Raw genomic sequence first — 23951 nt, forward strand, 5'->3', positions numbered from 1 at the left:
CTCGGTTGTTATGCCAGAAATGTCCTGGTCGGCCAAGGCTGACCAGGACTTTTCGTTGGTTCTCGCTGACTCGGGCGGCCTTGGCCGCTAGTCTCCGTCGAGAGCCGACGTACACAAGTTGTCCGTCGCTCACCTGGTGTGGAGCGTTCAGCTTCCTCACCGGTCCGTATCCGACAGATCGACATCCGAGGTGACGTAGGCGTGGCTCTTCCGCCCCTTACCCCTGAACAGCGCGCAGCCGCGCTCGAAAAGGCCGCCGCGGCTCGCCGGGAGCGGGCCGAGGTCAAGAATCGACTCAAGCACTCCGGCGCCTCCCTCCACGAGGTCATCAAGCAGGGCCAGGAGAACGACGTCATCGGCAAGATGAAGGTCTCCGCCCTCCTGGAGTCCCTGCCGGGCGTGGGCAAGGTCCGCGCCAAGCAGATCATGGAGCGGCTCGGCATCTCCGAGAGCCGCCGGGTCCGGGGTCTCGGCTCCAACCAGATCGCATCCCTGGAGCGCGAGTTCGGCGGCAGCGCCGCCTGACGTTCTCAGGCACTCCTGAGAAGCTGGATAATCGCTCCATGGCTGCAACATCCCGGGGGACGTCCCCCGTACCCCCGGACGTACGTCCGCGGCTGACCGTGCTCTCCGGCCCCTCCGGGGTCGGCAAGAGCACGGTCGTCGCTCATATGCGCAAGGTCCACCCCGAGGTCTGGCTCTCGGTGTCGGCGACGACCCGCAAGCCGCGCCCCGGCGAGCACAACGGTGTCCACTACTTCTTCGTGGACAACGAGGAGTTCGACAAGCTGATCGCCAACGGCGAGCTGCTGGAGTGGGCCGAGTTCGCAGGCAACCGCTACGGCACGCCCCGCCGCGCCGTGCTCGACCGCCTGGAGGCGGGCGAGCCGGTGCTGCTGGAGATCGATCTCCAGGGTGCCCGGCTGGTCCGGCAGTCGATGCCGGACGCCCAGCTGGTCTTCCTGGCCCCGCCGAGCTGGGAGGAGCTGGTCCGCCGGCTCACCGGCCGAGGGACCGAGGCGCCCGAGGTGATCGATCGCCGGCTCGCCGCCGCCAAGGTCGAACTGGCCGCCGAGGCCGAGTTCGACACGACGCTGGTCAACACCTCCGTCGAGGACGTGGCCCGTGAGCTGCTAGCCTTGATGCTGGAGGCTTCCGGCCACCGTGCCGACAGCGACTGACAAACGCTGACAAACGCTGACGAACGCTCACGAACGCTGACGCATTCGGTACGCGCCACCGCGGAACTCCGCACCGTCAAAGATTTCTTTGATCTTTACCCCCTTCGGAAGGCAGAGAGTGTCCTCTTCCATCACCACGCCCGAGGGCATCATCAACCCGCCGATTGATGAGCTCCTCGAGGCCACCGACTCGAAGTACAGCCTCGTGATCTACGCCGCCAAGCGCGCGCGCCAGATCAACGCGTACTACTCGCAGCTCGGCGAGGGTCTCCTGGAGTACGTCGGTCCGCTCGTCGACACCCACGTGCACGAGAAGCCGCTCTCGATCGCGCTCCGCGAGATCAACGCGGGCCTGCTCACCTCCGAGGCCATCGAGGGCCCCGCGCAGTAAGCAGGAATTGCACCTTCACCTCAGGCCCGGCGGTCGCGACCGCCGGGCCTGAGGTGTGTCCGGGGCGACAGCGGCGGACCGGCCCCGGTGAGGCAGCATGGGGGTGTTCGTATCCGAGTGCGGGGAGACGCAGTGGACAAGCCGAAGGTCGTTCTGGGGGTCAGCGGAGGCATCGCCGCGTACAAGGCGTGCGAACTGCTGCGCCGGCTGACCGAGTCCGGTCATGACGTGCGCGTCGTACCGACCGAGTCGTCGCTGCACTTCGTGGGAGCGGCCACCTGGTCCGCGCTCTCCGGCCACCCGGTCTCCACCGAGGTCTGGAACGACGTCCACGAGGTGCCGCACGTCAGGATCGGGCAGGGCGCCGACCTGGTGGTCGTCGCCCCCGCCACCGCCGACATGCTCGCCAAGGCGGCCCACGGCCTCGCCGACGACCTGCTCACCAACACGCTGCTCACCGCCCGCTGCCCGGTCGTCTTCGCGCCCGCCATGCACACCGAGATGTGGGAGCACCCGGCCACCCAGGAGAACGTCGCCACGCTGCGCCGCCGGGGCGCCGTCGTGATCGAGCCCGCCGTCGGCCGGCTGACCGGCGTCGACACCGGCAAGGGCCGGCTGCCCGATCCCGGGGAGATCTTCGAGGTCTGCCGCCGGGTACTGGCCCGCGGACCCGTCGAACCCGACCTGGCCGGCCGCCATGTGGTGATCAGCGCGGGCGGTACGCGCGAGCCGCTCGACCCGGTGCGCTACCTCGGCAACCGCTCCTCCGGCAAGCAGGGCTACGCCCTGGCCCGTACCGCGGTCGCCCGCGGTGCCCGGGTCACCCTCGTCGAGGCCAACACCGGCCTGCCCGACCCGGCCGGCGCCGACGTCCTGCACGCGGGGACCGCCGTGCAGCTCCGCGAGGCCGTGCTGAAGGCCGCGGCGGACGCCGACGTGGTCGTGATGGCGGCGGCGGTCGCCGACTTCCGCCCCGCCGAGTACGCCACGGGGAAGATCAAGAAGAAGGACGGCCAGGAACCCGCGCCCATCACACTGGTCCGCAACCCCGACATCCTCGCCGAGGTGGCCGGCGAACGCGCCCGGCCGGAGCAGATCGTCGTCGGATTCGCCGCCGAGACCGACGACGTCCTCGCCAACGGCCGGGAGAAGCTCCGCCGCAAGGGCTGCGACCTCCTCGTCGTCAACGAGGTCGGGGAGCGCCGGACCTTCGGTTCGGAGGAGAACGAGGCCGTGGTGCTCGCCGCCGACGGCGGGGAGACCCAGGTGCCGTACGGACCCAAGGAAGCACTCGCCGACACGGTCTGGGATCTCGTGTCGTCACGTCTCGGATGAATTTCTTGTGACGTGCCCGTAGCCGGGCCGAAACCCTTGGGATATGGGCGTAAATGGCATCGCCCGAGGGGAATCGGCCCGCGCCGGAGGGCCGTGCCGCAGGTCACAGAACTCCCAAAGGGCGAGACACGTGGTCCGCCGGACGAGCGCGAACGATAAACTGACCCCCGGACCATGCCGGGCGCAGCTCCCGGCCGTCCGCCAAATGATCAGCCAGCAGCCGCTGCAACCCCAGGGAGCGATGTGTCCCGCCGTCTCTTCACCTCGGAGTCCGTCACCGAGGGTCACCCCGACAAGATCGCTGACCAGATCAGCGACACCATTCTCGACGCGCTGCTGCGCGAGGACCCCCGGTCCCGCGTCGCCGTCGAGACCTTGATCACCACCGGTCTGGTGCATGTTGCGGGTGAGGTCACGACCAAGGCCTACGCCGACATCCCGACCCTTGTACGCAACAAGGTCCTGGAGATCGGCTACGACTCCTCGAAGAAGGGCTTCGACGGCGCCTCCTGCGGTGTCTCGGTGTCCATCGGGGCGCAGTCTCCCGACATCGCGCAGGGTGTCGACACCGCGTACGAGAAGCGGGTCGAGGGCGATGAGGACGAGCTCGACAAGCAGGGCGCCGGCGACCAGGGCCTGATGTTCGGCTACGCCTGCGACGAGACGCCCGAGCTGATGCCGCTCCCGATCTACCTCGCGCACCGGCTCTCCCGCCGGCTCTCCGAGGTCCGCAAGAACGGGACCATCCCGTACCTGCGCCCCGACGGCAAGACCCAGGTCACCATCGAGTACGACGGCGACAAGGCCATCCGCCTCGACACGGTCGTCGTCTCCTCGCAGCACGCCAGCGACATCGACCTCGACTCGCTGCTCGCACCCGACATCCGCGAGTTCGTCGTCGAACACGTGCTCGGGCAGCTGATCGAGGACGGCATCAAGCTGGACACCGACGGCTACCGGCTGCTGGTCAACCCGACCGGCCGCTTCGAGATCGGCGGCCCGATGGGCGACGCCGGTCTGACCGGCCGCAAGATCATCATCGACACCTACGGCGGCATGGCCCGTCACGGCGGCGGTGCCTTCTCGGGCAAGGACCCGTCGAAGGTCGACCGCTCGGCCGCCTACGCCATGCGCTGGGTCGCCAAGAACGTCGTCGCCGCGGGCCTCGCCGCCCGTTGCGAGGTGCAGGTCGCGTACGCGATCGGCAAGGCCGAGCCGGTCGGGCTGTTCGTCGAGACGTTCGGCACCGCCGCCGTCGACACCGAGAAGATCGAGCACGCCATCGGCGAGGTCTTCGACCTCCGCCCGGCCGCGATCATCCGCGACCTCGACCTGCTCCGCCCGATCTACGCCCAGACCGCGGCCTACGGCCACTTCGGCCGTGAGCTTCCCGACTTCACCTGGGAGCGCACCGACCGCGTGGACGCGCTGCGCGCGGCGGCCGGGCTGTAGGCCCGCCGCTCTTCCGTCCGTACACCGGGGCCCGGACACCGCACATGGTGTCCGGGCCCTGGTGCGTCCGGCCCCGGCACTGCCTCGACGGGGCCGCTGTCAGTCGTGTCTGGTAGGAATTTGGCTGTGAGCAGCGAAAACGAGCGATCCGCGGACCCCGGCGACGGGGCCCCGGAGCAGCTTGCGCTGATCCGGGAGACGGTGCGCAAGGCCAAGGTGCCCCGGGCCAAGCCGCGGACCTGGCGCGGCGCCGCGCTCGCCAAGGAGCTTCCCGTCGCCCGGGTGCTGGTCAACAAGGGCGTGCTCCACCTCGACCAGTACTTCGACTACGCGGTGCCCGAGGAGCTCGATGCCGAGGCCCAGCCGGGAGTGAGGGTGCGGGTCCGCTTCGGGGCCGGCGGACGCAATGTGCGCGGCGGCAGGCGCGAAGGCGGCGGACTGATCGACGGCTTCCTCGTCGAGCGGCTCGCCGAGTCGGACTACCCGGGCGCCCTCGCGGCGCTCGCCTCCGTCGTATCGACCGAACCGGTGCTGGGCCCCGAGCTGCTCGCGCTCGCGCGGGCCGTCGCCGACCGCTACGCGGGCAGCCTCGCCGATGTGCTCCAGCTCGCCGTGCCGCCCCGGAACGGCAGGGCCGAGTCCAGACCCTCGCCCGAGCCGCTGCCCCCGCCGCCCGCGCCGTCGGCCGGGAGCTGGGAGCGGTACGCACAGGGGCCGGCGTTCCTGCGGGCGCTGGCCGAGGGCGGTGCGCCCCGGGCCGTCTGGACCGCGCTGCCCGGACCCCACTGGCCCGAGGAGATCGCCAGGTCCATGGCCGCGACCCTCGCGTCCGGGCGCGGCGCCCTCGTCGTCGTCCCCGACGGCCGGACCGCCGGGCGGGTGGACGCCGCACTCACCGCGCTGCTCGGCCCCGGGCGTCATGCTCTGCTGACCGCCGACTCCGGGCCGGAGAAGCGGTACCGGGAGTGGCTCGCCGTGCGGCGCGGCTCGGTACGGGCGGTCGTCGGGACGAGGGCGGCGATGTTCGCCCCGGTCGCGGACCTCGGTCTGGTCGCGGTCTGGGACGACGGGGACGCCAGCCACAGCGACGACAACGCCCCCTTCCCGCACGTCCGCGAAGTCCTCGAACTGCGGGCCGCGCACGGGCGCTGCGCCTTCCTGCTCGGCGGTACGAGCTGCACGGTGGAGGCCGCCCAGCTGGTGGAGAGCGGCTGGGCGCTGCCGCTGCGCGCGGACCGGGAACAGCTGCGGACCGCGGCGCCCCTGGTCCGTACGGTCGGCGACGGCGAGCTGGCGCGGGACGGCGCCGCGAGGGCCGCCCGGCTGCCCAGCCTGGCCTGGCAGACGGTACGGGACGGGCTGCGCAGCGGCCCCGTCCTGGTCCAGGTGCCGCGCCGGGGATACGCGCCGCGGCTGGCCTGCGAGCGCTGCCGTGAGCCCGCCCGGTGCCGGCACTGCGCGGGGCCGCTCCAGGCGCCGGACCAGCAGGCGCTCGACTGCGCCTGGTGCGGCCGGGCCGAAACCTCCTGGCACTGCGCCGCCTGCGGTTCCAACCGGCTGCGGGCCCAGATCGTGGGCGCCCGCCGCACGGCCGAGGAGCTCGGCCGGGCGTTCCCCGCCGTGCCGGTGCGGACCTCCGGCCGCGACCACATCCTCGACTCGGTGCCGGACGCGCCCGCTCTGGTCGTCAGCACCCCCGGCGCCGAGCCCGTGGCTGAAGGCGGCTACGCGGCCGCGCTGCTGCTGGACGGCTGGGCGATGGTCGGCCGCCCCGACCTCAGGGCCGGCGAGGAGGCGCTGCGCCGCTGGACGGCCGCGGCCTCGCTGGTGCGCGGCCAGCCGGAGGGCGGCACGGTGGTGGTCGTCGCCGAGCCGACGTTGCGGCCGGTGCAGGCCCTGGTGCGCTGGGACCCGGTCGGCCATGCCCGTCGTGAGCTGGCGGAGCGGGCCGAGCTGGGCTTCCCCCCGGTGTCCCGGATGGCCTCGGTGACCGGCACGCCCGAGGCGCTGGCCGCGTTCCTCGCGGCGGCCGAGCTGCCGCCGGAGGCCGAGGTGCTGGGCCCGGTCCCGGTCCCGGCCACCGGACCGGGCAGGCCCCGCAGACCCGGGGACGCGCCCCACGGGGAGTCCTGGGAGCGGGCGCTGCTCAGGGTGCCTCCGGGCAGCGGGGCGGCGCTGGCGGCGGCGCTGAAGGCCGCGCAGGCGGCCCGGATGTCCCGGGGGAGCGGCGAGCAGGTCCGGATCAGGGTGGATCCGCCGGACATCGGGTGACGGGGCGGGGTGCTCGGGGCAGCCGGGCCCGGGTTTCCCGGGGCCGAGGGCTCGGCGTGCGGCTGCCCCGCCGGGCGTCGGGCGCGGCGGGGCAGTGGATGGAGTCGGTCAGCCGTTGCGCGGGCCGGGGAAGACGCCGGGGCGCAGGTCCTCGCGCAGTGACGGGCGGTCCGCCGACGGCTGCGGCGGCATGGAGCGCGCGGCAGGCACGACGGGCGGCAGCGCGGACGGGTTGGCGGAGCCCGGCAGCGGGCGCGGCACCGCGGTCTCCGCGCCGGATTCGGCCGCTCCCGGCTGGCGGGCGTTGCGGCGTGCGCCGTAGCGACGGTGCACCGCCTGCTTGGTGACCCCCAGTGCGGAGCCCACCGCGTCCCAGGAGAAGCCCAGCGAGCGGTCGAAGTCGACCGCGGCGGTGACCAGGGTCTCGACGCTGTCGCGCAGTTCCTGGGCCAGCCTGACAGTGGGGGCCGGGGCCCTGCCGTAGACGACGAAGCCCGTGGACGGGCCGGAGCGGCGCGGACGGTAGACGTTGCCCAGTTGGGCGGTGAGCGTGCGCAGCGCGTCCACCTGCCGCCGGACCCGCTCGATGTCGCGCACCAACAGATGCAGACTGGCCCTCGCTTGGGCGTCGTGGGTTGCGTGGTCGGCCATGAAGAAGCCTCTCGAACCGGCATTGAAAGGGATCGGGCCGCACCATGGCGGCTCGCTTCGGTCAATCTCTCTTGACCAACGCCTCAGCTGTGGATCTGGTCACGCTTCAGGGGCGCGTGCACCCTTCAAAGGGGCGCGCGGTCATGCGTACGCCCCCCGGCCGCCGGGCCAATAGACTTGTGCGTTGCTCGTCACCGTACGTTCCGGCCCGAGAGGCAGTCAGCCACCCATGAAGCTCGTCTTCGCAGGCACCCCCGAGGTAGCCGTACCCGCCCTGGACGCCCTGATCGCCTCCGACCGGCACGAGGTGGCCGCCGTCGTGACCCGGCCCGACGCCCCCGCCGGGCGCGGCCGCCGACTGGTCGCCAGCCCCGTCGCCGAGCGCGCCGAGGAAGCCGGCATCGAGGTGCTCAAGCCCGCCCGGCCGCGCGACGAGGACTTCCTCGCCCGGCTGCGGGAGATCGCCCCGGACTGCTGCCCGGTCGTCGCCTACGGTGCGCTGCTCCCCAAGGAGGCGCTCGCCGTCCCCGCCCGGGGCTGGGTCAACCTCCACTTCTCGCTGCTGCCCGCCTGGCGCGGCGCGGCCCCCGTGCAGCACGCGGTCATGGCCGGGGACGAGGTGACCGGCGCGTCGACCTTCCTGATCGAGGAGGGGCTCGACTCCGGCCCGGTCTACGGCGTACTCACCGAGGAAGTGCGTCCCACCGACACCAGCGGCGACCTGCTCACCCGGCTCGCGTTCGCCGGTGCGGGGCTGCTCGTCGCCACGATGGACGGCATCGAGGACGGCACCCTGCACGCCGTGCCGCAGCCCGCCGACGGGATCACCCTCGCGCCGAAGATCACGGTCGAGAACGCCCAGGTGGACTGGTCCGCCCCGGCCCTGCGGGTCGACCGCGTGGTGCGCGGCTGCACGCCCGCGCCCGGCGCGTGGACGCTCTTCCGGGGGGAGCGGCTGAAGCTGATCCAGGCGGTGCCCGTGCTGGACCGTGCCGATCTGGCGCCCGGCGAGCTGTCGGCGGCCAAGAACAACGTGTACGTGGGCACCGGATCGCACGCGGTCGAGCTGCTCTGGGTCCAGCCCCAGGGCAAGAAGCCGATGCGGGCCGCGGACTGGGCCCGCGGGGTGCGGATCGCCCACGGCGAGCTGCTGGAGAGCTGAGGGGCTCCGGAGCCGAGGCTCTCCGGTACCGGGGCGGCGACGTAGGCTGGGAGGGTTCGCCCCCTCACCATCAGCGGAGCACCTTTCACGTGAACGACCAGCAGCGTCGCCGTCCCGCCAAGCCGCATCGCCGCCCCAAGAAGGACCCCGTCCGGTTCCTCGCCTTCGAGGCTCTCAGGGCCGTCGACGAACGGGACGCGTACGCCAACCTCGTCCTGCCCCCGCTGCTGAAGAAGGCCCGCGCCAAGGGCGACTTCGACAACCGGGACGCGGCGCTGGCGACCGAGCTGGTCTACGGGACGCTGCGCCGCCAGGGGACGTACGACGCGATCGTCGCGGCCTGCATCGACCGGCCGCTGCGCGAGGTCGACCCGCCGGTCCTGGACGTGCTGAACATGGGCGTCCACCAGCTGCTCGGCACTCGGATCCCCACCCACGCGGCGGTCTCCGCCAGCGTGGAGCTGGCCCGGGTGGTGCTCGGCGAGGGGCGCGCCAAGTTCGTCAACGCGGTGCTGCGCAAGGTCTCCGCGGACGACCTCGACGGCTGGGTGGCCAAGGTCGCCCCGTCGTACGAGGAGGACGCCGAGGACCACCTCGCGGTCGTGCACTCGCATCCGCGGTGGGTCGTCTCCGCGCTGTGGGACGCGCTGGGCGGCGGCCGCGCCGGCATCGAGGACCTGCTGGAAGCGGACAACGAGCGGCCCGAGGTCACCCTGGTCGCCCGCCCCGGCCGCTCCACCACCGACGAGCTGCTGACCGCCCTCGGCGACGAGAACGGCCTGCCGGGCCGCTGGTCCCCGTACGCCGTACGGATGGCGGAGGGCGGCGAGCCCGGCGCGCTGACCGCCGTCCAGGAGGGCCGGGCCGGGGTCCAGGACGAGGGCAGCCAGCTGGTGGCCGCCGCCCTGGCCAACGCGCCCGTGGAGGGCGGCGACAGCCGCTGGCTCGACGGTTGCGCCGGCCCCGGTGGCAAGGCCGCCCTGCTCGCCGCGCTCGCCGCCGAACGGGGCGCCGCCCTGCTCGCCGCCGAGAAGCAGCCGCACCGGGCCCGCCTCGTCGAGCGCGCGCTGGCCGGCAACCCCGGCCCGTACCAGGTGATCACCGCCGACGGCACCCGCCCGCCGTGGCAGCCCGGCAGCTTCGACCGGGTCCTCATGGACGTGCCGTGCTCGGGCCTGGGCGCCCTGCGCCGCCGCCCGGAGGCGCGCTGGCGCCGCCGCAAGGAGGACCTGGAGAACTTCGCTCCGCTCCAACGCGGCCTGCTGCGCGAGGCGTTGAAGGCGGTGCGGGTCGGCGGCGTGGTCGGCTACGCGACCTGCTCGCCGCACCTCGCGGAGACCCGGGTGGTCGTCGAGGACGTGCTCAAGGGGCGCGGCGGTCAGCCCGTGGAGGCGGAGTGGGTGGACGCCCGCCCGCTGATGCCGGGCGTGCCCGCGCTGGGCGACGGCCCCGACGTCCAGCTGTGGCCGCATCTGCACGGCACCGACGCGATGTACCTGGCACTGCTGCGTCGTACCGCCTGACCCCTTCGACGGCGGCCCTCGGGGCCCGTCCCCGTTCCGGCGGCGGCGGGCCCCGAACCACCCGACCGGGACCGAAACGCCCGGATCGTGCGGCCGGGAGCACCCGGATCGCGCGAACTGTAATGATCCCGTGAGGCTTTGGCCCGCACCGGGGCGGGGAAGTGGCGCGGAGCATGGCAGGCTTGGGACATGGCCCAGATCAACCCCAGCATCCTGTCCGCCGACTTTGCCCGTCTCGCCGAGGAGGCGAAGGCGGTCGAAGGCGCCGACTGGCTCCACGTCGATGTGATGGACAACCACTTCGTGCCCAATCTGACCCTCGGCGTGCCCATCGTCGAATCGCTCAGCCGGGCCACGGAAACCCCGCTGGACTGCCATCTGATGATCGAGGACCCGGACCGCTGGGCGCCCCAGTACGTCGAGGCCGGCGCGGATTCCGTCACCTTCCACGTGGAGGCCGCGGCGGCCCCCGTGCGGCTGGCGCGGGAGATCCGGGCCAAGGGCGCCCGCGCCTCCATGGCGCTCAAGCCCGCGACGCCCATCGAGCCGTACGAGGACCTGCTCCCCGAGCTCGACATGCTGCTGATCATGACGGTGGAGCCGGGCTTCGGCGGCCAGGCATTCCTGGACATCATGCTGCCGAAGATCCGCCGCACCCGTGAGCTCATCTCCAAGCACGGCCTCGAACTGTGGCTCCAGGTCGACGGCGGCGTCTCCGCCTCCACCATCGAGCGGTGCGCCGAGGCCGGTGCGGACGTCTTCGTCGCGGGTTCGGCGGTGTACGGGGCGACGGACCCGGCCGAAGCCGTGCGGGCCCTGCGCGCCAAGGCCGACGGGGCCACCGCCTCGGCGGCCTGGGCGTGCGGTCACTGACACCCGAACCGGTTTCCGTACCCGATTGCGGGTCGGCCCGGCCAAGGCCAGATGAACTCGGTCCGACGGGACCGATCAGGGAACGCCGGATCTGACAGGATGAACGGCGTATCGAGAGTGTGAACAGCAGTGAGGAGATCGCGGTGTCTGCAATGTCGGCGGGCCGGTCCGCCCTGCGGATGGGGCCCGCGGAGCTGGTGCAGGCGGCGGCCATGGCCCGCCGCTTCTACCTCGAGGGAAAGTCGAAGATCCAGATCGCCGAGGAGTTCGGCGTCAGCCGCTTCAAGGTGGCCCGGGTCCTGGAGACGGCTCTCGAGCGCGACCTCGTACGGATCGAGATCCGCGTCCCCGCCGAACTGGACGCCGAGCGCTCCGACGCGCTCCGCGCCCGCTACGGACTGCGCCACGCGGTCGTGGTCGAGTCCCCGGCCGAGGAGCAGGACGACGCACCGGACCCGGAGAACCTGGGCGAGGTCGCGGCCGATCTCCTCGGCGAACTGGTGAACGAGGGCGATGTGCTCGGGCTGGCCTGGGGCCGGTCCACCATCCACATGGCCGCGGCGCTCGACCGGCTGCCGCCGTGCACGGTCGTCCAGCTCACCGGGGTGTACGACGCGGGGACGGCCGAGCGCGGCTCCGTCGAGGCGGTCCGGCGCGCCGCCCAGGTCTCCGGCGGCGAGGCCCACCCCATCTACGCCCCGATGCTGCTGCCCGACCCGGCGACGGCCGCCGCGTTGCGCCACCAGACCGGGATCGCCCGCGCCTTCGAGTACTTCGACAAGGTGACCGTCGCGGCGGTCTCCATCGGCTCCTGGGAGCCGGGCATCTCGACCGTGCACGACATGCTCAGCGACGAGGAGCGGGCGCACTACGCCTCGCTCGGCGTCGCGGCGGAGATGTCGGCGCACCTCTTCGACACCGAGGGGCGGCGGGTCGGCCGTGACCTGGGGGAGCGGTGCATCACGGTCGAGGCCGACCGGCTGCGGCGGATCCCCGAGGTGGTGGCGATCGCGGGCGGCCAGCGCAAGGCCGCGGCGATCGGTGCGGTGCTGAGGTCCGGGCTGGTCACCAGCCTGGTGACGGACACGGCGGCAGCCGACTACCTGCTGACGGAGTCGGCCGCACCGCAGCGGCCGGCGCTGGAGCGGGCCGACCCGGACGGCGCCTGAGCGGCAGCACGACGCCCGGACGGCACGACGCCCGGACAGTACGACGCCCGGACGGCGCACATGTCGTCCGGGCGTCGTGCCGTTCGGCGGCTCAGTCCCGGACCGTGCCCAGGACCGTCGCCTCCAGGTACTCCTCGGGCTCCTCGTACTGGCTCACATCGGCGGGGTTGTAGCGCGGGGTCTGCCGCGACCAGTCCAGGTTGCCGCGCATCCAGCTCTGCATCCCCTCCAGGTACGGGGTGAGCATCCAGGACAGCTGCGGGTACGCCGCCAGCAGCTCGGCCTCGGCGGTGAGGAAGCGCTCCGTCTCCCTCGCGATCTCCGCGCAGACGTGTTCGAGCGCCTGCCGCTCGCCGTAGCCGCGATGGTGCCGGACCAGATGGACGAGATTGTGGATCTCGCCGAGCACCTGCTCCTTCTCGTACGAGTACACGTCGTTGGCCCAGCACACGACGTTGCACGAGGCTTCCAGCGCGGTGATGAACCGGGAGTCGTTGTGGATCGACTCGGGAGCCTCGATCCCGGCCACGATCTCTATCAGGTCCATGCAGACATGTATCGCGCCGGTGTGGCGCCGCTTGGCGATGTACGTCTCCTCGGACGGCACCACCCCGGCGGCCCGGTTCCCCGCCTCCCAGGTGGTCGTCGTCATGAGATACGTGGTGAGGTGCCACCCGAACCGGGTGCGCCAGTGCGGGGCCGCGGCCGGCGTCGTCCGCTCCCACAGGTCGGCCAGGGCGACCACGGCGGCGGGCAGCCGCCCGTCCGGCAGCGGGGCCGGCTCCTTGCCCGCGATGACGGTCCGCATCAGCTCGACCACGTCCCGCACCCGTTCCGGGCTGCGGCCGAGGTGGCCGTCGTCGAGCTGGTCATCGACGAGAAACAGCCATACGAACCAGTCCGCGACGAGGTCGAGACTCTTGCTGTCGGCGGTCGGGTACACCATGCCGACGAAGGAGCCGAAGTCCGCCTGCTCGAAGCGTTCCCTGGCTGAATCTCGGTGCACCAGACCGGTGTTGCGAGTCCATTCGTCGAGATGGGCCCGGGTGTTTCCGACGTTCGGGTTGGTGCGCTGGGGGAACGGGCAGTAGATGTCCGGCAGTTCGCTCTCCACGAGTGGGTCGTGATCCTCTCCGGTCGTACGGGTGACGGAAGTTGTGACCCTTCCGGCTGTTCCTCCGGGGCGTAGTCGAGACCCGCGGGACCTGCGAGTTTGAAGCTACCCGACCCCTTGTCACCAGGTCCAGGGAAGATGATCGCGAATGATTCGAATGCCTTTCGGGTAGGGTCCGCGGGCAAGGCGGGTTCCACCTGCCCGGGACGCCCGTCCGGTCCTCTCGGAGGAACATACGAACGCGGGTGCGTTTTGCTGTGTTTTCGTGGAAGCGACCCGCTCCGTTTCGTGTGAAAAAATGAGCGTTATGCGTTTCCTTGAGCCCGGTACTGGTCGTTACACAGAGTCCCCCTCGGTCCCGTACGACCTCACGTACGACGATGTCTTCATGGTTCCGGGCCGTTCGGCAGTCGGTTCCCGCCAGGGTGTCGATCTCTCCTCGCCCGACGGCACCGGCACCACCATCCCTCTCGTCGTCGCGAACATGACGGCCATCGCGGGCCGCCGGATGGCCGAAACGATCGCCCGCCGCGGCGGCATCGTCGTCATCCCGCAGGACATCCCGATCGAGGTCGTCACCGACGTCATCTCCTGGGTGAAGACGCGCCACCTGGTGCTCGACACGCCGATCGTGCTGGCCCCGGGCCAGACGGTCGCCGACGCCCTGTCGCTGCTGCCGAAGCGCGCGCACGGCGCGGGCGTCGTCGTCGACGAGGAGCAGCGGCCCCTCGGCGTCGTCACCGAGCACGACCTGATCGGCGTGGACCGCTTCACCCAGCTCTCCGAGGTCATGTCCAAGGACCTGGTGCTGCTCGACGCGGACATCGACCCGCGCGACGCGTTCAACAAGCTGGACGGCGCCAACCGCAAGCTCGCCCCCGCGGTCGACGCGGACGGCCGGCTCGTCGGCATCCTCACCCGCAAGGCCGCCCTGCGCGCCACCCTGTACACCCCCGCCACCGACGCCGAGGGCAGGTTGCGGATCGCCGCCGCCGTCGGGATCAACGGCAATGTCGCGGGCAAGGCCAAGCAGCTCCTGGACGCGGGCGTCGACACGCTCGTCGTGGACACCGCACACGGCCACCAGGAGTCCATGATCGACGCGGTGCGGGCCGTCCGCGCGCTCGATCCGCAGGTCCCGATCGTCGCGGGCAACATCGTCGCCGCCGAGGGCGTGCGCGACCTCATCGAGGCCGGCGCGGACATCATCAAGGTCGGTGTCGGCCCCGGCGCCATGTGCACCACCCGGATGATGACCGGTGTGGGCCGGCCGCAGTTCTCCGCCGTCCTGGAGTGCGCCGCCGAGGCGAAGAAGTACGGCAAGCACGTCTGGGCGGACGGCGGCGTCCGGCACCCGCGCGATGTCGCCATGGCGCTTGCCGCGGGCGCGTCCAACGTGATGATCGGCTCCTGGTTCGCCGGTACGTACGAGTCGCCCGGCGACCTCCAGCAGTCCGCCGACGGCCGCTTCTACAAGGAGTCCTTCGGCATGGCGTCCGCGCGCGCCGTGAAGAACCGCACGTCGGACGAGTCCGCCTACGACCGGGCCCGCAAGGCGCTCTTCGAGGAGGGCATCTCCACCTCGCGGATGTTCCTCGACCAGGCCAGGCCCGGCGTCGAGGACCTGATCGACTCGATCATCGCGGGTGTCCGCTCCTCCTGCACCTACGCGGGTGCGGCCTCCCTGGCGGAGTTCGCCGAGAAGGCGGTCGTCGGGGTGCAGAGCGCCGCCGGCTACGCCGAGGGCAAGCCGCTGCACGCCAGCTGGAGCTGATCCCGCGGCCCGATGAATTCCGGTGCCCCTCCCGGCCGTTTCGGCCCGGAGGGGCACCGGCGTTTCCGGGCGGCTGCGACGGGTCGTGGGGATGACCGGTTCCGGCTGTCCGACGGCGCGCCTACCCGCCTCAACCCCATTGGAATGTAAGTAACATGAACCACAGTCAGCTGCCCGTTCCTCCGTGGTAAGGGATCTCATGTCCTTCTTCACCGACCTGGCCCATCAGTACATCGACGGAGAGTGGAGGCCGGGCAAGGGGTCCTGGGACATCATCGACTTCAACCCGTACAACGGTGAGAAGCTCGCCTCGATCACGGTCGCCACGGCCGACGAGGTGGACCAGGCGTACCGGTCCGCGCAGGACGCCCAGCGGGCCTGGGGCGACACCAACCCGTACGCCCGGCGGGCGGTGCTGGAGCGGGCGCTGCGGGTCGTCGAGGAGCGCGAGTCCGAGATCGGTGACGCGATCGTCGCGGAGCTGGGCGGTACCCGGCTGAAGGCGGCCTTCGAGCTGCACCTCGCCAAGGAGTTCCTGCGGGAGTCGGTCCAGCTCGCGCTGCGGCCCTCCGGACAGATCCTGCCCTCGCCGACCGAGGGCAAGGAGAACCGCGTCTACCGGGTGCCCGTCGGCGTCGTGGGCGTCATCAGCCCCTTCAACTTCCCGTTCCTGCTGTCCCTGAAGTCGGTCGCCCCCGCCCTGGCGCTCGGCAACGCGGTGGTGCTCAAGCCGCACCAGAACACCCCGGTCTGCGGCGGCACGCTGGTGGCGAAGGTGTTCGAGGAGGCCGGGCTGCCGGCCGGCCTGCTCAACGTCGTGGTCACCGACATCGCCGAGATCGGCGACGCCCTGCTGGAGCACCCCGTTCCGCAGGTCATCTCCTTCACCGGCTCGGACAAGGTGGGGCGGCACGTCGCCACGGTCTGCGCGGCGAACCTCAAGCGCGCCGTGCTCGAACTCGGCGGCAACAGCGCGCTGATCGTCCTCGACGACGCCGATCTCGACTACGCCGTGGACGCGGCCGTCTTCAGCCGGTACGTGCACCAGGGCCAGGTCTGCATGGCCGCCAACCGGATCCTGGTCGACCGGGCGGTGGAGCGGGAGTTCACCGAGAAGTTCGTCGCCAAGGTCGCCTCGCTCAAGGTCGGGGACCCGGCCGAGCCGGACACCGTGATCGGCCCGCTGATCAACTCCTCGCAGGCCGAGGCCATTTCCTCGCTCGTCGACCAGACCGTGGCGGCCGGCGCGACGGCCCTGCTGCACGGCCGGGCCGACGGCAATCTGGTGAGCCCGTCCGTGCTGACCGGCCTGGCCGCCGATTCCCCCGTCCTGTCCCAGGAGATCTTCGGGCCGGTCGCGATCGTCGTCCCGTTCGACGGCGAGGACGAGGCGGTACGGATCGCCAACGACACCCCGTACGGGCTGAGCGGCGCGGTGCACACCGGCGACATCGAGCGCGGCGTACGGGTCGGGCAGCGCATCCACACCGGCATGATCCACATCAACGACGGCACGGTCCACGACGAGCCGATCGTCCCCTTCGGCGGCGAGAAGAGCTCCGGCCTCGGCCGGCTCAACGGCGAGGCCATGGTCGAGGCCTTCACCACCCAGAAGTGGATCTCGGTGCAGCACGGCCGTTCGCGGTTCCCGTTCTGACCGGTCGCACACTGCCGTGGGCGCGCCGGGGAGCGGGCGGCGCCATGGTCTACTTCGGGGGCGGCCCGTGCCGCCCCCGAGAACCGGCCATCGCAGAGAAGTGAACCGCCCGACGTGCGCCTGAACGACCTCGACGAACGCATCGTCCACGCCCTCGCCGAAGACGCCCGACGCTCCTACGCGGACATCGGCGCGATGATCGGCCTGTCCGCGCCCGCCGTGAAACGCCGGGTGGACCGGCTGCGCGCCGAGGGCGCCATCACCGGCTTCACGGTCCGGGTCGACCCGGCGGCGCTGGGCTGGGAGACCGAGGGGTTCATCGAGATCTACTGCAGCCGCAACACCTCGCCGGAGGCGATCAAGCAGGGGCTCGCCCGCTACCCGGAGATCGCCTCGGCCTCCACGGTGACGGGGGAGGCCGACGCGATCGTGCAGGTCTTCGCCGCCGACATGCGCCACTTCGAACAGGTCCTGGAGCGGATCGCGGGCGAGCCGTACGTGGAGCGGACGAAGTCCGTGCTGGTGCTGTCGCCGCTGCTGCGGCGGTACTCCTCGGGCGCGCCGTAGCAGGTCCCGAGCGCCGGTCCTGGTGAGACCCAGGTCACCCTTTTGACCTGCGCAGACGTCCCACGCAATGAATCGCCGCCGGTGGCCTTCGGTGCGCAATGGATCGACGGTGCACGCGCAACGCTCGCGCCTTGTCCGGCGTGATCGGCGGACCGTACCTTCGATACGTCCCCGCCAGCCCGCACCGCCCGAGGTCAGCCATGCCGCCGTTGCGCACCGCCCTGCTCCAGAACTCCGGACGACCCGGGCACGTGGCCGAGAACATCGAGGTGCTCGACGGAGCGGCGCGGCGGGCGGCGGACGCCGGGGCGCGGCTCCTGGTCTGCCCCGAGCTGTTCCTGACCGGTTACGCGATCGGGGCCGAGGTACCCCGGCTGGCCGAGCCGGCCGACGGGCCGTCCGCCCTGGCCGTCGGTGAGATCGCCGCCCGGCACGGACTCGCCGTCCTCTACGGGTACCCCGAGCGCGCCGGCGAGCAGATCTTCAACGCCGCACAGCTCGTCGGCCCGGACGGGACACCGCTCGCCAACTACCGCAAGACCCATCTCTTCGGCTCCTTCGAGCACGAGTGGTTCACCCCGGGCGAGCAGACCGTGGTCCAGGCCGAGCTGGACGGCGTACGCATCGGGATCATGATCTGCTACGACGTCGAGTTCCCGGAGAACGTCCGCGCCCACGCCCTCGCGGGCACCGATCTGCTCCTGGTGCCCACCGCGCAGATGCACCCCTTCCAGTTCGTCGCCGAGTCCCTCGTGCCGGTCCGCGCCTTCGAGAACCAGATGTACGTGGCGTACGTCAACCGGACCGGTCCGGAGGGCGAGTTCGAGTTCGTCGGGCTGAGCTGCCTGGCCGGTCCCGACGGCGCCGTCCGCAGCCGCGCCGGACGCGGAAAGGAACTGGTCGTCGGCGAGGTGGATCCCGCGCTGCTGAGCGCCTCGCGGGCCGTGAACCCGTATCTGCACGACCGCCGCCCCGGGCTGTACGGCTCCCTCGTCTGAGCCCGCCCCACCGTTCTACTGTCATTCGCGCAAGGAGTCCCCACCCCATGACGTCCACGGTGCCCAACGCCGTCCAGCACACCGACGCCGCCGAGCCGATCACCATGTTCGGGCCGGACTTCCCCTACGCGTACGACGACTTCCTGGCGCACCCCGCGGGCATCGGGCAGATACCGGCGACCGAGCACGGCACCGAGGTCGCCGTCATCGGCGGCGGGCTCTCCGGCATCGTGGCCGCGTACGAGCTGATGAAGATGGGGCTCAGGCCCGTCGTCTACGAGGCGGACGAGATCGGCGGCCGGCTGCGCACCGTCGGCTTCGACGGCTGCGATCCGCAGCTCACCGCCGAGATGGGCGCGATGCGCTTCCCGCCGTCCTCCACCGCGCTCCAGCACTACATCGACCTGGTCGGCCTGGAGACGAAGCCGTTTCCCAACCCGCTCTCCCCGGCGACCCCCTCGACCGTCGTCGACCTCAAGGGCGAGTCACACTACGCGCGGACCATCGACGACCTGCCGCAGGTCTACCGCGATGTGATGGACGCCTGGAACCGCTGCCTGGAGGAGGGCGCGGGCTTCTCCGACATGAACCGCGCGATGCGTGAGCGCGACGTGCCGCGCATCCGGGAGATCTGGGCGAAGCTCGTCCAGAAGCTCGACAACCAGACCTTCTACGGATTCCTCTGCGACTCCGACGCCTTCAAGTCGTTCCGGCACCGGGAGATCTTCGGCCAGGTCGGCTTCGGCACCGGCGGCTGGGACACCGACTTCCCCAACTCCATCCTGGAGATCCTCCGCGTCGTCTACACCGAGGCGGACGACCACCACCGGGGCATCGTCGGCGGCAGCCAGCAGCTCCCGCTGCGGCTCTGGGAGCGCGAGCCGCAGAAGATCGTCCACTGGCCGCTCGGTACGTCGCTGTCCTCGCTGCACAACGGCGAGCCGCGCCCCGCCGTGACCCGGCTGACCCGCACCGCCGGTAACCGGATCACCGTCACCGACGCCACCGGCGACATCCGCACCTACCCGGCCGCGATCTTCACCGGGCAGTCCTGGCTGCTGCTCTCGAAGATCGACTGCGACGACGCGCTCTTCCCGATCGACCACTGGACGGCGATGGAGCGCACCCACTACATGGAGTCGTCCAAGCTCTTCGTCCCCGTCGACCGGCCGTTCTGGCTCGACAAGGACGAGGCCACGGGGCGGGACACCATGTCGATGACGCTCACCGACCGGATGACCCGGGGGACGTACCTCCTGGACGACGGCCCCGACAAGCCCGCCGTCATCTGCCTCTCGTACACCTGGTGCGACGACAGCCTGAAGTGGCTGCCGCTCTCCCCGAACGAGCGCATGGACGTCATGCTCAAGTCGCTCGGCGAGATCTACCCGGACGTCGACGTCCGGAAGCACATCATCGGCAACCCGGTGACGGTGTCCTGGGAGAACGAGCCGTGGTTCATGGGCGCGTTCAAGGCCAACCTGCCGGGCCACTACCGCTACCAGCGGCGGCTGTTCACCCACTTCATGCAGGACCGGCTGCCCGCCGACCGCCGGGGCCTGTTCCTCGCGGGCGACGACATCTCCTGGACGGCCGGCTGGGCCGAGGGCGCCGTACAGACCGCGCTCAACGCCGTGTGGGGTGTGATGACCCGGTTCGGCGGCGCGACCGATGCGACGAACCCCGGCCCCGGCGACGTTTTCGACGACATCGCCCCGGTCGAACTCCCGGAGGACTGAGGGGCTCGGACCGACTGTTACGCGGGCCGGCAGACGCTGCGCTGCCGGCCGAGGCCCGAGATCTCGACCTCCATCACATCGCCCGGACCCAGGTACGGGAAGCGGCCGGACAGCGCCACGCCCTGCGGGGTGCCGGTGTTGATGATGTCGCCGGGCTCCAGCACCAGGTACTGCGACAGGTGGTGCACCAGGTGCGCCACGCTGAAGATCATGTCCGCGGTGGAGGAGTCCTGCCGGGACTCACTGTTGACGTAGCTGCGCAGCCGCAGCTGCTGCGGGTCGCCCACCTCGTCGGCCGTCACCAGCACCGGACCCAGCGGGTTGAACGTGGCGCAGCTCTTGCCCTTGGACCACTGCCCGCCCGACTCCTCCAGCTGGAAGGCCCGTTCGGAGACGTCGTTGCTGACGGCGTAGCCGGCGATGTGGGCGGCGGCGTCGGCGGGGGAGTCCAGGTAGGAGGCGCGGCGGCCGATGACGACGGCCAGCTCCACCTCCCAGTCCGTCTTCTTCGAGCCGCGCGGGATCAGCACGTCGTCGTACGGGCCGACGACGGTGTTCGGCGACTTGTAGAAGAGGATCGGCTGCTCGGGCGGCTCGGCACCCGACTCCGCCGCGTGGGCCGCGTAGTTCTGGCCGATGCAGAGCAGCGCGGAGGGCCGGGCCACGGGGGCGCCGATCCGTTGGCCGGTGATGTCGGTCTCCGGGAGCACCGGCTCGGCGGGCACCAGGTGCGGGTTGTCGGCGAGCGCGGCGAGGAACGCGCCGTCGATGTCGTCGGTGATGCCGGACAGGTCGTAGTGACGGCCCTCGGGGCAGACGAGGACCGGGCGCTCGTGGCCCGGCTCGCCGATGCGCATCAGTCGCATGTGGTGAAATCTCCTGAACGGTACGGGGGTTGGGGGCTCCGCGAGCTCTCAGTGCAGGCGGGTCAGGGCGTCGGCGGTGACGGCGTGGACCGGGGGTCGCCCGGCGAGCAGCCGCAGCACCTCGTTGACGGCGCTGGTGCCCAGCCGCTGCCGGCACTCGACGCTGCCCGCCGCCTGGTGCGGGGTGAGCAGCACGTTCGGCAGGGCACGGAACGGGTGGTCGGCGGGCAGCGGCTCGTCGTCGAATACGTCGATCGCAGCGTCCAGCCGGCCCGTGGCCAGCTCGGCGAGGAGCGCGTCCTCGTCGACCAGCCACGACCTGGCGGTGTTCACCAGGCCCGCCCCGTCCGGCATCAGCGCCAGCTGTCCGGCGCCGATCATCCGGCGGGTCTCCTCGGTGACCGGTGCGTGCACGGCCACGATCCTGCTCTGCGGGAGCAGCGTTTCGAGAGGTACGCGCTCCACGCCGAGCTCCTCGGCGTCGGCGGCGGACAGGTACGGGTCGGTGACGCTCACCCGCGCCCCCATCGCCCGCACCAGGGCGATGTAGGCGCGCCCGGTGCGGGAGGCGCCGATCACGCCGATGCGGCTGCCGTGGATCTCGTGGCGCGGCGGGGCCTGGCTCGCCGCCGCCCACTCCTGCCCGCCGCGCAGGGCGTGGTCGAAGCGCTGGATGCGGTGGAGCAGCGAGAGCGTGAAGGCGAGGGCCACCTCGGCGACCGGGCGGGCCATCTCGTCACCGGCCTGGGTGACCACGATGCCCCGCCGGAACACCTCTTCGGTGACATAGGGCGCGACCGCCGAGCCGGTGTGCGCCACCAGCTCCAGCCGGTCGGCCGATCCGAGGAGCCCGGCGTCCACCTTGGGCGCCCGCCACGAGGTGATCAGCGCACGGGCGCCGGGCAGCGCGGCCGCGACCGCCGCCCGGTCCCGGTGGTCGTCGATGACGGTGAGTTCGGCCGCCCGCTCCAGCTCCCGCCACACCTCGGCGGTGAAGAACTGGGCCCGCAGGCCCGGCGGTACGGCGACGACCACCCGGGAGCGGTCGGCAGGATCAGGAGAGCCAGGCATCGAGGTGCTCCGCAACGAAGGCGTCATCGGTCAGCCAAGGGTAGGCCGTGGCCACCCGGCTGATCTCCTCGGCCTGTCCGGGGGACAGCGTCTCGGCCGGGTCCAGACACCGGATGTTCGCCAGCAGGCCCTGGCGGCGCAGCACTTCGTGGACCCCGGCGATGCAGCCGCGGAACGCGCCGCGCACATCGAACACCGCGCTGTTGGCGTCGGTCAGTTCGGGTCGCCGGGCCAGGCAGCGCACCATCGCCTCATGGTCCCCGCCGCGCGCCCTGCGGACGTCGTCGAGGAGGGTCACCGCGGAGCCGGTCCACACGGCCCACTGGCCGAGGAGCCCGCCCGCGAACCAGCGCGGCCCGCCGCCCGCCGTCTCGTACGGGGTGAGCAGATCACCGATGATGTCGTCGTCGTTGCCGGTGTACAGCGCCACCTCGTCGGCCCGGTCGGCGGCGGCCACGGCGCGTACGACATCGGCGGTGCGGTAGCGGTCGAACGGGGCGATCTTCACCGCGGCCGTGTTGGGCAGATCGGTGAACGAGGACCAGAAGTGCGGCGAGAGGTAGCGTCCGCCGACCGCCTCCTGGAGGTAGAAGCCGATCACCGGCAGCACCTCGCCGACCGCCCGCGCCCGGTCCAGCAGGCCCTTCTCGTCCGCGCCGGGCACGGCCGGGCTGAGCAGCACCGCGTCGTAACCGAGCTCGGCGGCGGTCTCGGCCTCGGCGACGGCCTGCGCCGTGTAGCCGCAGGCACCGGCGACCTTGATGAACGGCCGGCCGGCCTCGGCGTCGATCGTCTCGGCGGCGAGCTCCAGGACCGGCCGGAACAGGCCGACCTCCGGTTCGCGGATCTCGAACTGGGTGGTGTGCACGGCGACGGCGACGCCGCCCGCGCCCGAGGCGAGGTAGTAGCGGGTCAGCGCACGCTGCCGGCGTTCGTCGAAGGAGCCGTCGTCGTGCAGGGCGAGCGGGTGCGCGGGGATCACCGCACCGTGGGCGAGCGCGTCCAGGGCGGGGGTCGGCGCGAGGGAGGGAGTGGACATGGAGTGGATCAGAACCTTCCGTCACGGACCTGGAACTTGGTGGGCTTGCCGGACAGCGGCAGCCCGCGGCGCAGCCAGTCGGCCTGCCACTCGACGAGGGTGCGCAGCGTGACGTCCGGATAGCCGAACAGCGCGTGGCAGCGGCTGGCGTCGGAGAGCAGCGCGGTGGGGGCCTCCTCGCCGGCGAAGACCGGCTCCTTGCCGAACTCCTCGCCGAACCAACGGGCGATGCGGCGCACCGAAGCGGTCTCCGGGCCGGTGAGGTTGAGGGTGAACGCCTCGCCGTCGGTGGCGTGCAGCAGGGATCGCAGCGCGACCTCGTTGGCGTATCCCTGCCACACCACATTGGCGTGACCGGTCGTCACATCGACGCTCTCGCCGGCCTGTACCCGGTAGGCGATGTCGGCGAGGACGCCGTAACGCAGGTCGACCGCGTAGTTGAGGCGGATGTTGGCGACCCTGGTGCCACGGGTCAGCGCCGCGTGGCCGAAGATCCGCTCCCGGCCCAGGCACGACATGGCGTACTCGCCGACCGGGCCCACCGGGTCGCTCTCGGTGCAGCCGCCGGAGGAGACCGGCACCAGCGGGTACACGTTGCCGGTGGAGAACGCGGCGATCCGCGCCCCCGACCAGCGGCGCGCCACCCGGTCCGGCATCGCGGCGTTCACCGCCCAGGCGTGCGAAGGGGCCCCGGCGGAGCCGAACTTGGCGCCGACCATGAAGACGACGTTCCCGGCGTCCGGCAGTTCGGCCAGGTCGGCGGCCGGGTCCATCAGGTCGAAGGCCACGGTGGAGACCCCGGCGGCCTCCAGCTCGTCGGCGGCGGTTTTGTCGGACCAGCGGGAGACCGCGTACACGGTCACGTCCTGGCGGCCCGCGGCGTCCAGCGCCCGGCGGGCCAGCCGGCACAGGCTGGGGCCCATCTTGCCGCCGGCGCCGAGCACCAGCAGATCGCCTTCGAGACGGCCGAGATCGGCGACGAGCGCGGGGGAGGGGGTGGCGAGCCGCTCTTCGAGCGCGGCCTCATCGGTGAACATTGGTTGCTATCCCTTGATTCCGGACGCGGTGACGCCCTCGGTGAAGTAGCGCTGGCCCACCATGTACGCGGCGAAGATGGG

At 71.8% G+C, this 23951-nt stretch carries 21 protein-coding genes; 15 read left to right on the forward strand and 6 right to left on the reverse strand.

The annotated features are described in order from the left end of the window. Nucleotides 1-201: 201 nt before the first annotated feature. The 6 genes from ACFYY7_RS36565 (at nucleotide 202) to ACFYY7_RS36590 (ending at nucleotide 6630) form a co-directional block, all read left to right on the forward strand. Nucleotides 202-525 (forward strand): integration host factor, encoded by a 324-nt coding sequence (locus tag ACFYY7_RS36565; protein ID WP_014157387.1) that lies wholly within the window; start codon nucleotides 202-204, stop codon nucleotides 523-525. 38 nt (nucleotides 526-563) lie between these two features. After that, complete coding sequence (gene gmk / locus ACFYY7_RS36570; protein WP_388668043.1) at nucleotides 564-1181, forward strand: guanylate kinase; 618 nt, start codon at nucleotides 564-566, stop codon at nucleotides 1179-1181. A gap of 118 nt (nucleotides 1182-1299) precedes the next feature. Next, nucleotides 1300-1572 carry a DNA-directed RNA polymerase subunit omega gene (rpoZ, locus tag ACFYY7_RS36575; RefSeq protein WP_003970369.1) on the forward strand — a complete coding sequence of 91 codons (273 nt, stop codon included), beginning with the start codon at nucleotides 1300-1302 and terminating at the stop codon, nucleotides 1570-1572. 132 nt (nucleotides 1573-1704) lie between these two features. Continuing rightward, nucleotides 1705-2907, forward strand: coding sequence for a bifunctional phosphopantothenoylcysteine decarboxylase/phosphopantothenate--cysteine ligase CoaBC (gene coaBC / locus ACFYY7_RS36580; protein WP_351252356.1), 1203 nt, complete (start codon nucleotides 1705-1707; stop codon nucleotides 2905-2907). A gap of 243 nt (nucleotides 2908-3150) precedes the next feature. Next, nucleotides 3151-4359 (forward strand): methionine adenosyltransferase, encoded by a 1209-nt coding sequence (metK, locus tag ACFYY7_RS36585; protein WP_388668044.1) that lies wholly within the window; start codon nucleotides 3151-3153, stop codon nucleotides 4357-4359. Between the two features lie 126 nt (nucleotides 4360-4485). Then, the gene (locus tag ACFYY7_RS36590; protein WP_388668045.1) at nucleotides 4486-6630 is read left to right on the forward strand and encodes a primosomal protein N'; all 2145 of its coding nucleotides are present in this window, start codon (nucleotides 4486-4488) and stop codon (nucleotides 6628-6630) included. Nucleotides 6631-6738: 108 nt separating this feature from the next. On the opposite strand, the gene ACFYY7_RS36595 is transcribed toward ACFYY7_RS36590, so the two are convergent. After that, complete coding sequence (locus ACFYY7_RS36595; RefSeq protein ID WP_266735848.1) at nucleotides 6739-7281, reverse strand: hypothetical protein; 543 nt, start codon at nucleotides 7279-7281, stop codon at nucleotides 6739-6741. A gap of 229 nt (nucleotides 7282-7510) precedes the next feature. On the opposite strand from ACFYY7_RS36595, the gene fmt reads away from it, so the two are divergent. The 4 genes from fmt to ACFYY7_RS36615 all read left to right on the forward strand — a co-directional run bounded on the left by fmt (nucleotide 7511) and on the right by ACFYY7_RS36615 (nucleotide 12008). Next, the gene (fmt, locus tag ACFYY7_RS36600; RefSeq protein WP_358948482.1) at nucleotides 7511-8443 is read left to right on the forward strand and encodes a methionyl-tRNA formyltransferase; all 933 of its coding nucleotides are present in this window, start codon (nucleotides 7511-7513) and stop codon (nucleotides 8441-8443) included. Nucleotides 8444-8532: 89 nt separating this feature from the next. Next, a complete protein-coding gene (locus tag ACFYY7_RS36605; RefSeq protein ID WP_388668046.1) occupies nucleotides 8533-9966 on the forward strand; it encodes an RsmB/NOP family class I SAM-dependent RNA methyltransferase in 1434 nt (477 codons plus the stop codon). A 189-nt stretch (nucleotides 9967-10155) separates the two neighbouring features. Beyond that, nucleotides 10156-10839 carry a ribulose-phosphate 3-epimerase gene (rpe, locus tag ACFYY7_RS36610; protein WP_388668047.1) on the forward strand — a complete coding sequence of 228 codons (684 nt, stop codon included), beginning with the start codon at nucleotides 10156-10158 and terminating at the stop codon, nucleotides 10837-10839. Nucleotides 10840-10991: 152 nt separating this feature from the next. Beyond that, nucleotides 10992-12008 (forward strand): sugar-binding transcriptional regulator, encoded by a 1017-nt coding sequence (locus tag ACFYY7_RS36615; RefSeq protein WP_189543786.1) that lies wholly within the window; start codon nucleotides 10992-10994, stop codon nucleotides 12006-12008. A 91-nt stretch (nucleotides 12009-12099) separates the two neighbouring features. Here the strand turns inward: ACFYY7_RS36615 and ACFYY7_RS36620 are convergent, their stop codons facing one another. Continuing rightward, nucleotides 12100-13122, reverse strand: coding sequence for a terpene cyclase (locus tag ACFYY7_RS36620; protein WP_388668048.1), 1023 nt, complete (start codon nucleotides 13120-13122; stop codon nucleotides 12100-12102). Nucleotides 13123-13429: 307 nt separating this feature from the next. On the opposite strand from ACFYY7_RS36620, the gene ACFYY7_RS36625 reads away from it, so the two are divergent. The 5 genes from ACFYY7_RS36625 to ACFYY7_RS36645 all read left to right on the forward strand — a co-directional run bounded on the left by ACFYY7_RS36625 (nucleotide 13430) and on the right by ACFYY7_RS36645 (nucleotide 19857). Further along, the gene (locus tag ACFYY7_RS36625; protein ID WP_388668049.1) at nucleotides 13430-14896 is read left to right on the forward strand and encodes a GuaB1 family IMP dehydrogenase-related protein; all 1467 of its coding nucleotides are present in this window, start codon (nucleotides 13430-13432) and stop codon (nucleotides 14894-14896) included. A gap of 199 nt (nucleotides 14897-15095) precedes the next feature. Continuing rightward, on the forward strand, nucleotides 15096-16553 hold the full coding sequence (locus ACFYY7_RS36630; RefSeq protein ID WP_388668050.1) for an aldehyde dehydrogenase family protein: 1458 nt from the start codon (nucleotides 15096-15098) through the stop codon (nucleotides 16551-16553). Between the two features lie 114 nt (nucleotides 16554-16667). Next, entirely contained in the window at nucleotides 16668-17120 is a 453-nt protein-coding gene (locus tag ACFYY7_RS36635) for an Lrp/AsnC family transcriptional regulator (RefSeq protein ID WP_356089938.1), read from the forward strand. Between the two features lie 200 nt (nucleotides 17121-17320). Continuing rightward, nucleotides 17321-18118 carry a carbon-nitrogen hydrolase family protein gene (locus ACFYY7_RS36640; RefSeq protein WP_388668051.1) on the forward strand — a complete coding sequence of 266 codons (798 nt, stop codon included), beginning with the start codon at nucleotides 17321-17323 and terminating at the stop codon, nucleotides 18116-18118. Between the two features lie 47 nt (nucleotides 18119-18165). Continuing rightward, nucleotides 18166-19857 (forward strand): flavin monoamine oxidase family protein, encoded by a 1692-nt coding sequence (locus tag ACFYY7_RS36645; protein WP_388668052.1) that lies wholly within the window; start codon nucleotides 18166-18168, stop codon nucleotides 19855-19857. Between the two features lie 17 nt (nucleotides 19858-19874). Here ACFYY7_RS36645 and ACFYY7_RS36650 read toward each other — a convergent pair whose 3' ends face one another. Genes ACFYY7_RS36650 through ACFYY7_RS36665 form a run of 4 tightly spaced genes read right to left on the reverse strand, consistent with a single transcriptional unit; the run spans nucleotide 19875 to nucleotide 23870 of the window. Continuing rightward, nucleotides 19875-20723, reverse strand: a complete 849-nt coding sequence (locus ACFYY7_RS36650; RefSeq protein ID WP_351266166.1) for a fumarylacetoacetate hydrolase family protein — start codon at nucleotides 20721-20723, stop codon at nucleotides 19875-19877. A gap of 48 nt (nucleotides 20724-20771) precedes the next feature. Then, entirely contained in the window at nucleotides 20772-21794 is a 1023-nt protein-coding gene (locus tag ACFYY7_RS36655; protein ID WP_388668053.1) for a hydroxyacid dehydrogenase, read from the reverse strand. Continuing rightward, nucleotides 21778-22833, reverse strand: a complete 1056-nt coding sequence (locus ACFYY7_RS36660; protein ID WP_388668054.1) for a dihydrodipicolinate synthase family protein — start codon at nucleotides 22831-22833, stop codon at nucleotides 21778-21780. Before ACFYY7_RS36660 ends, ACFYY7_RS36655 begins: the two co-directional genes overlap by 17 nt. An 8-nt stretch (nucleotides 22834-22841) precedes the next feature. Further along, on the reverse strand, nucleotides 22842-23870 hold the full coding sequence (locus ACFYY7_RS36665) for an NAD-dependent epimerase/dehydratase family protein (protein WP_388668055.1): 1029 nt from the start codon (nucleotides 23868-23870) through the stop codon (nucleotides 22842-22844). Nucleotides 23871-23951: the final 81 nt, after the last annotated feature.

Source organism: Streptomyces sp. NPDC001933, from assembly GCF_042890955.1.
In the GTDB taxonomy this organism is placed as follows: domain Bacteria; phylum Actinomycetota; class Actinomycetes; order Streptomycetales; family Streptomycetaceae; genus Streptomyces.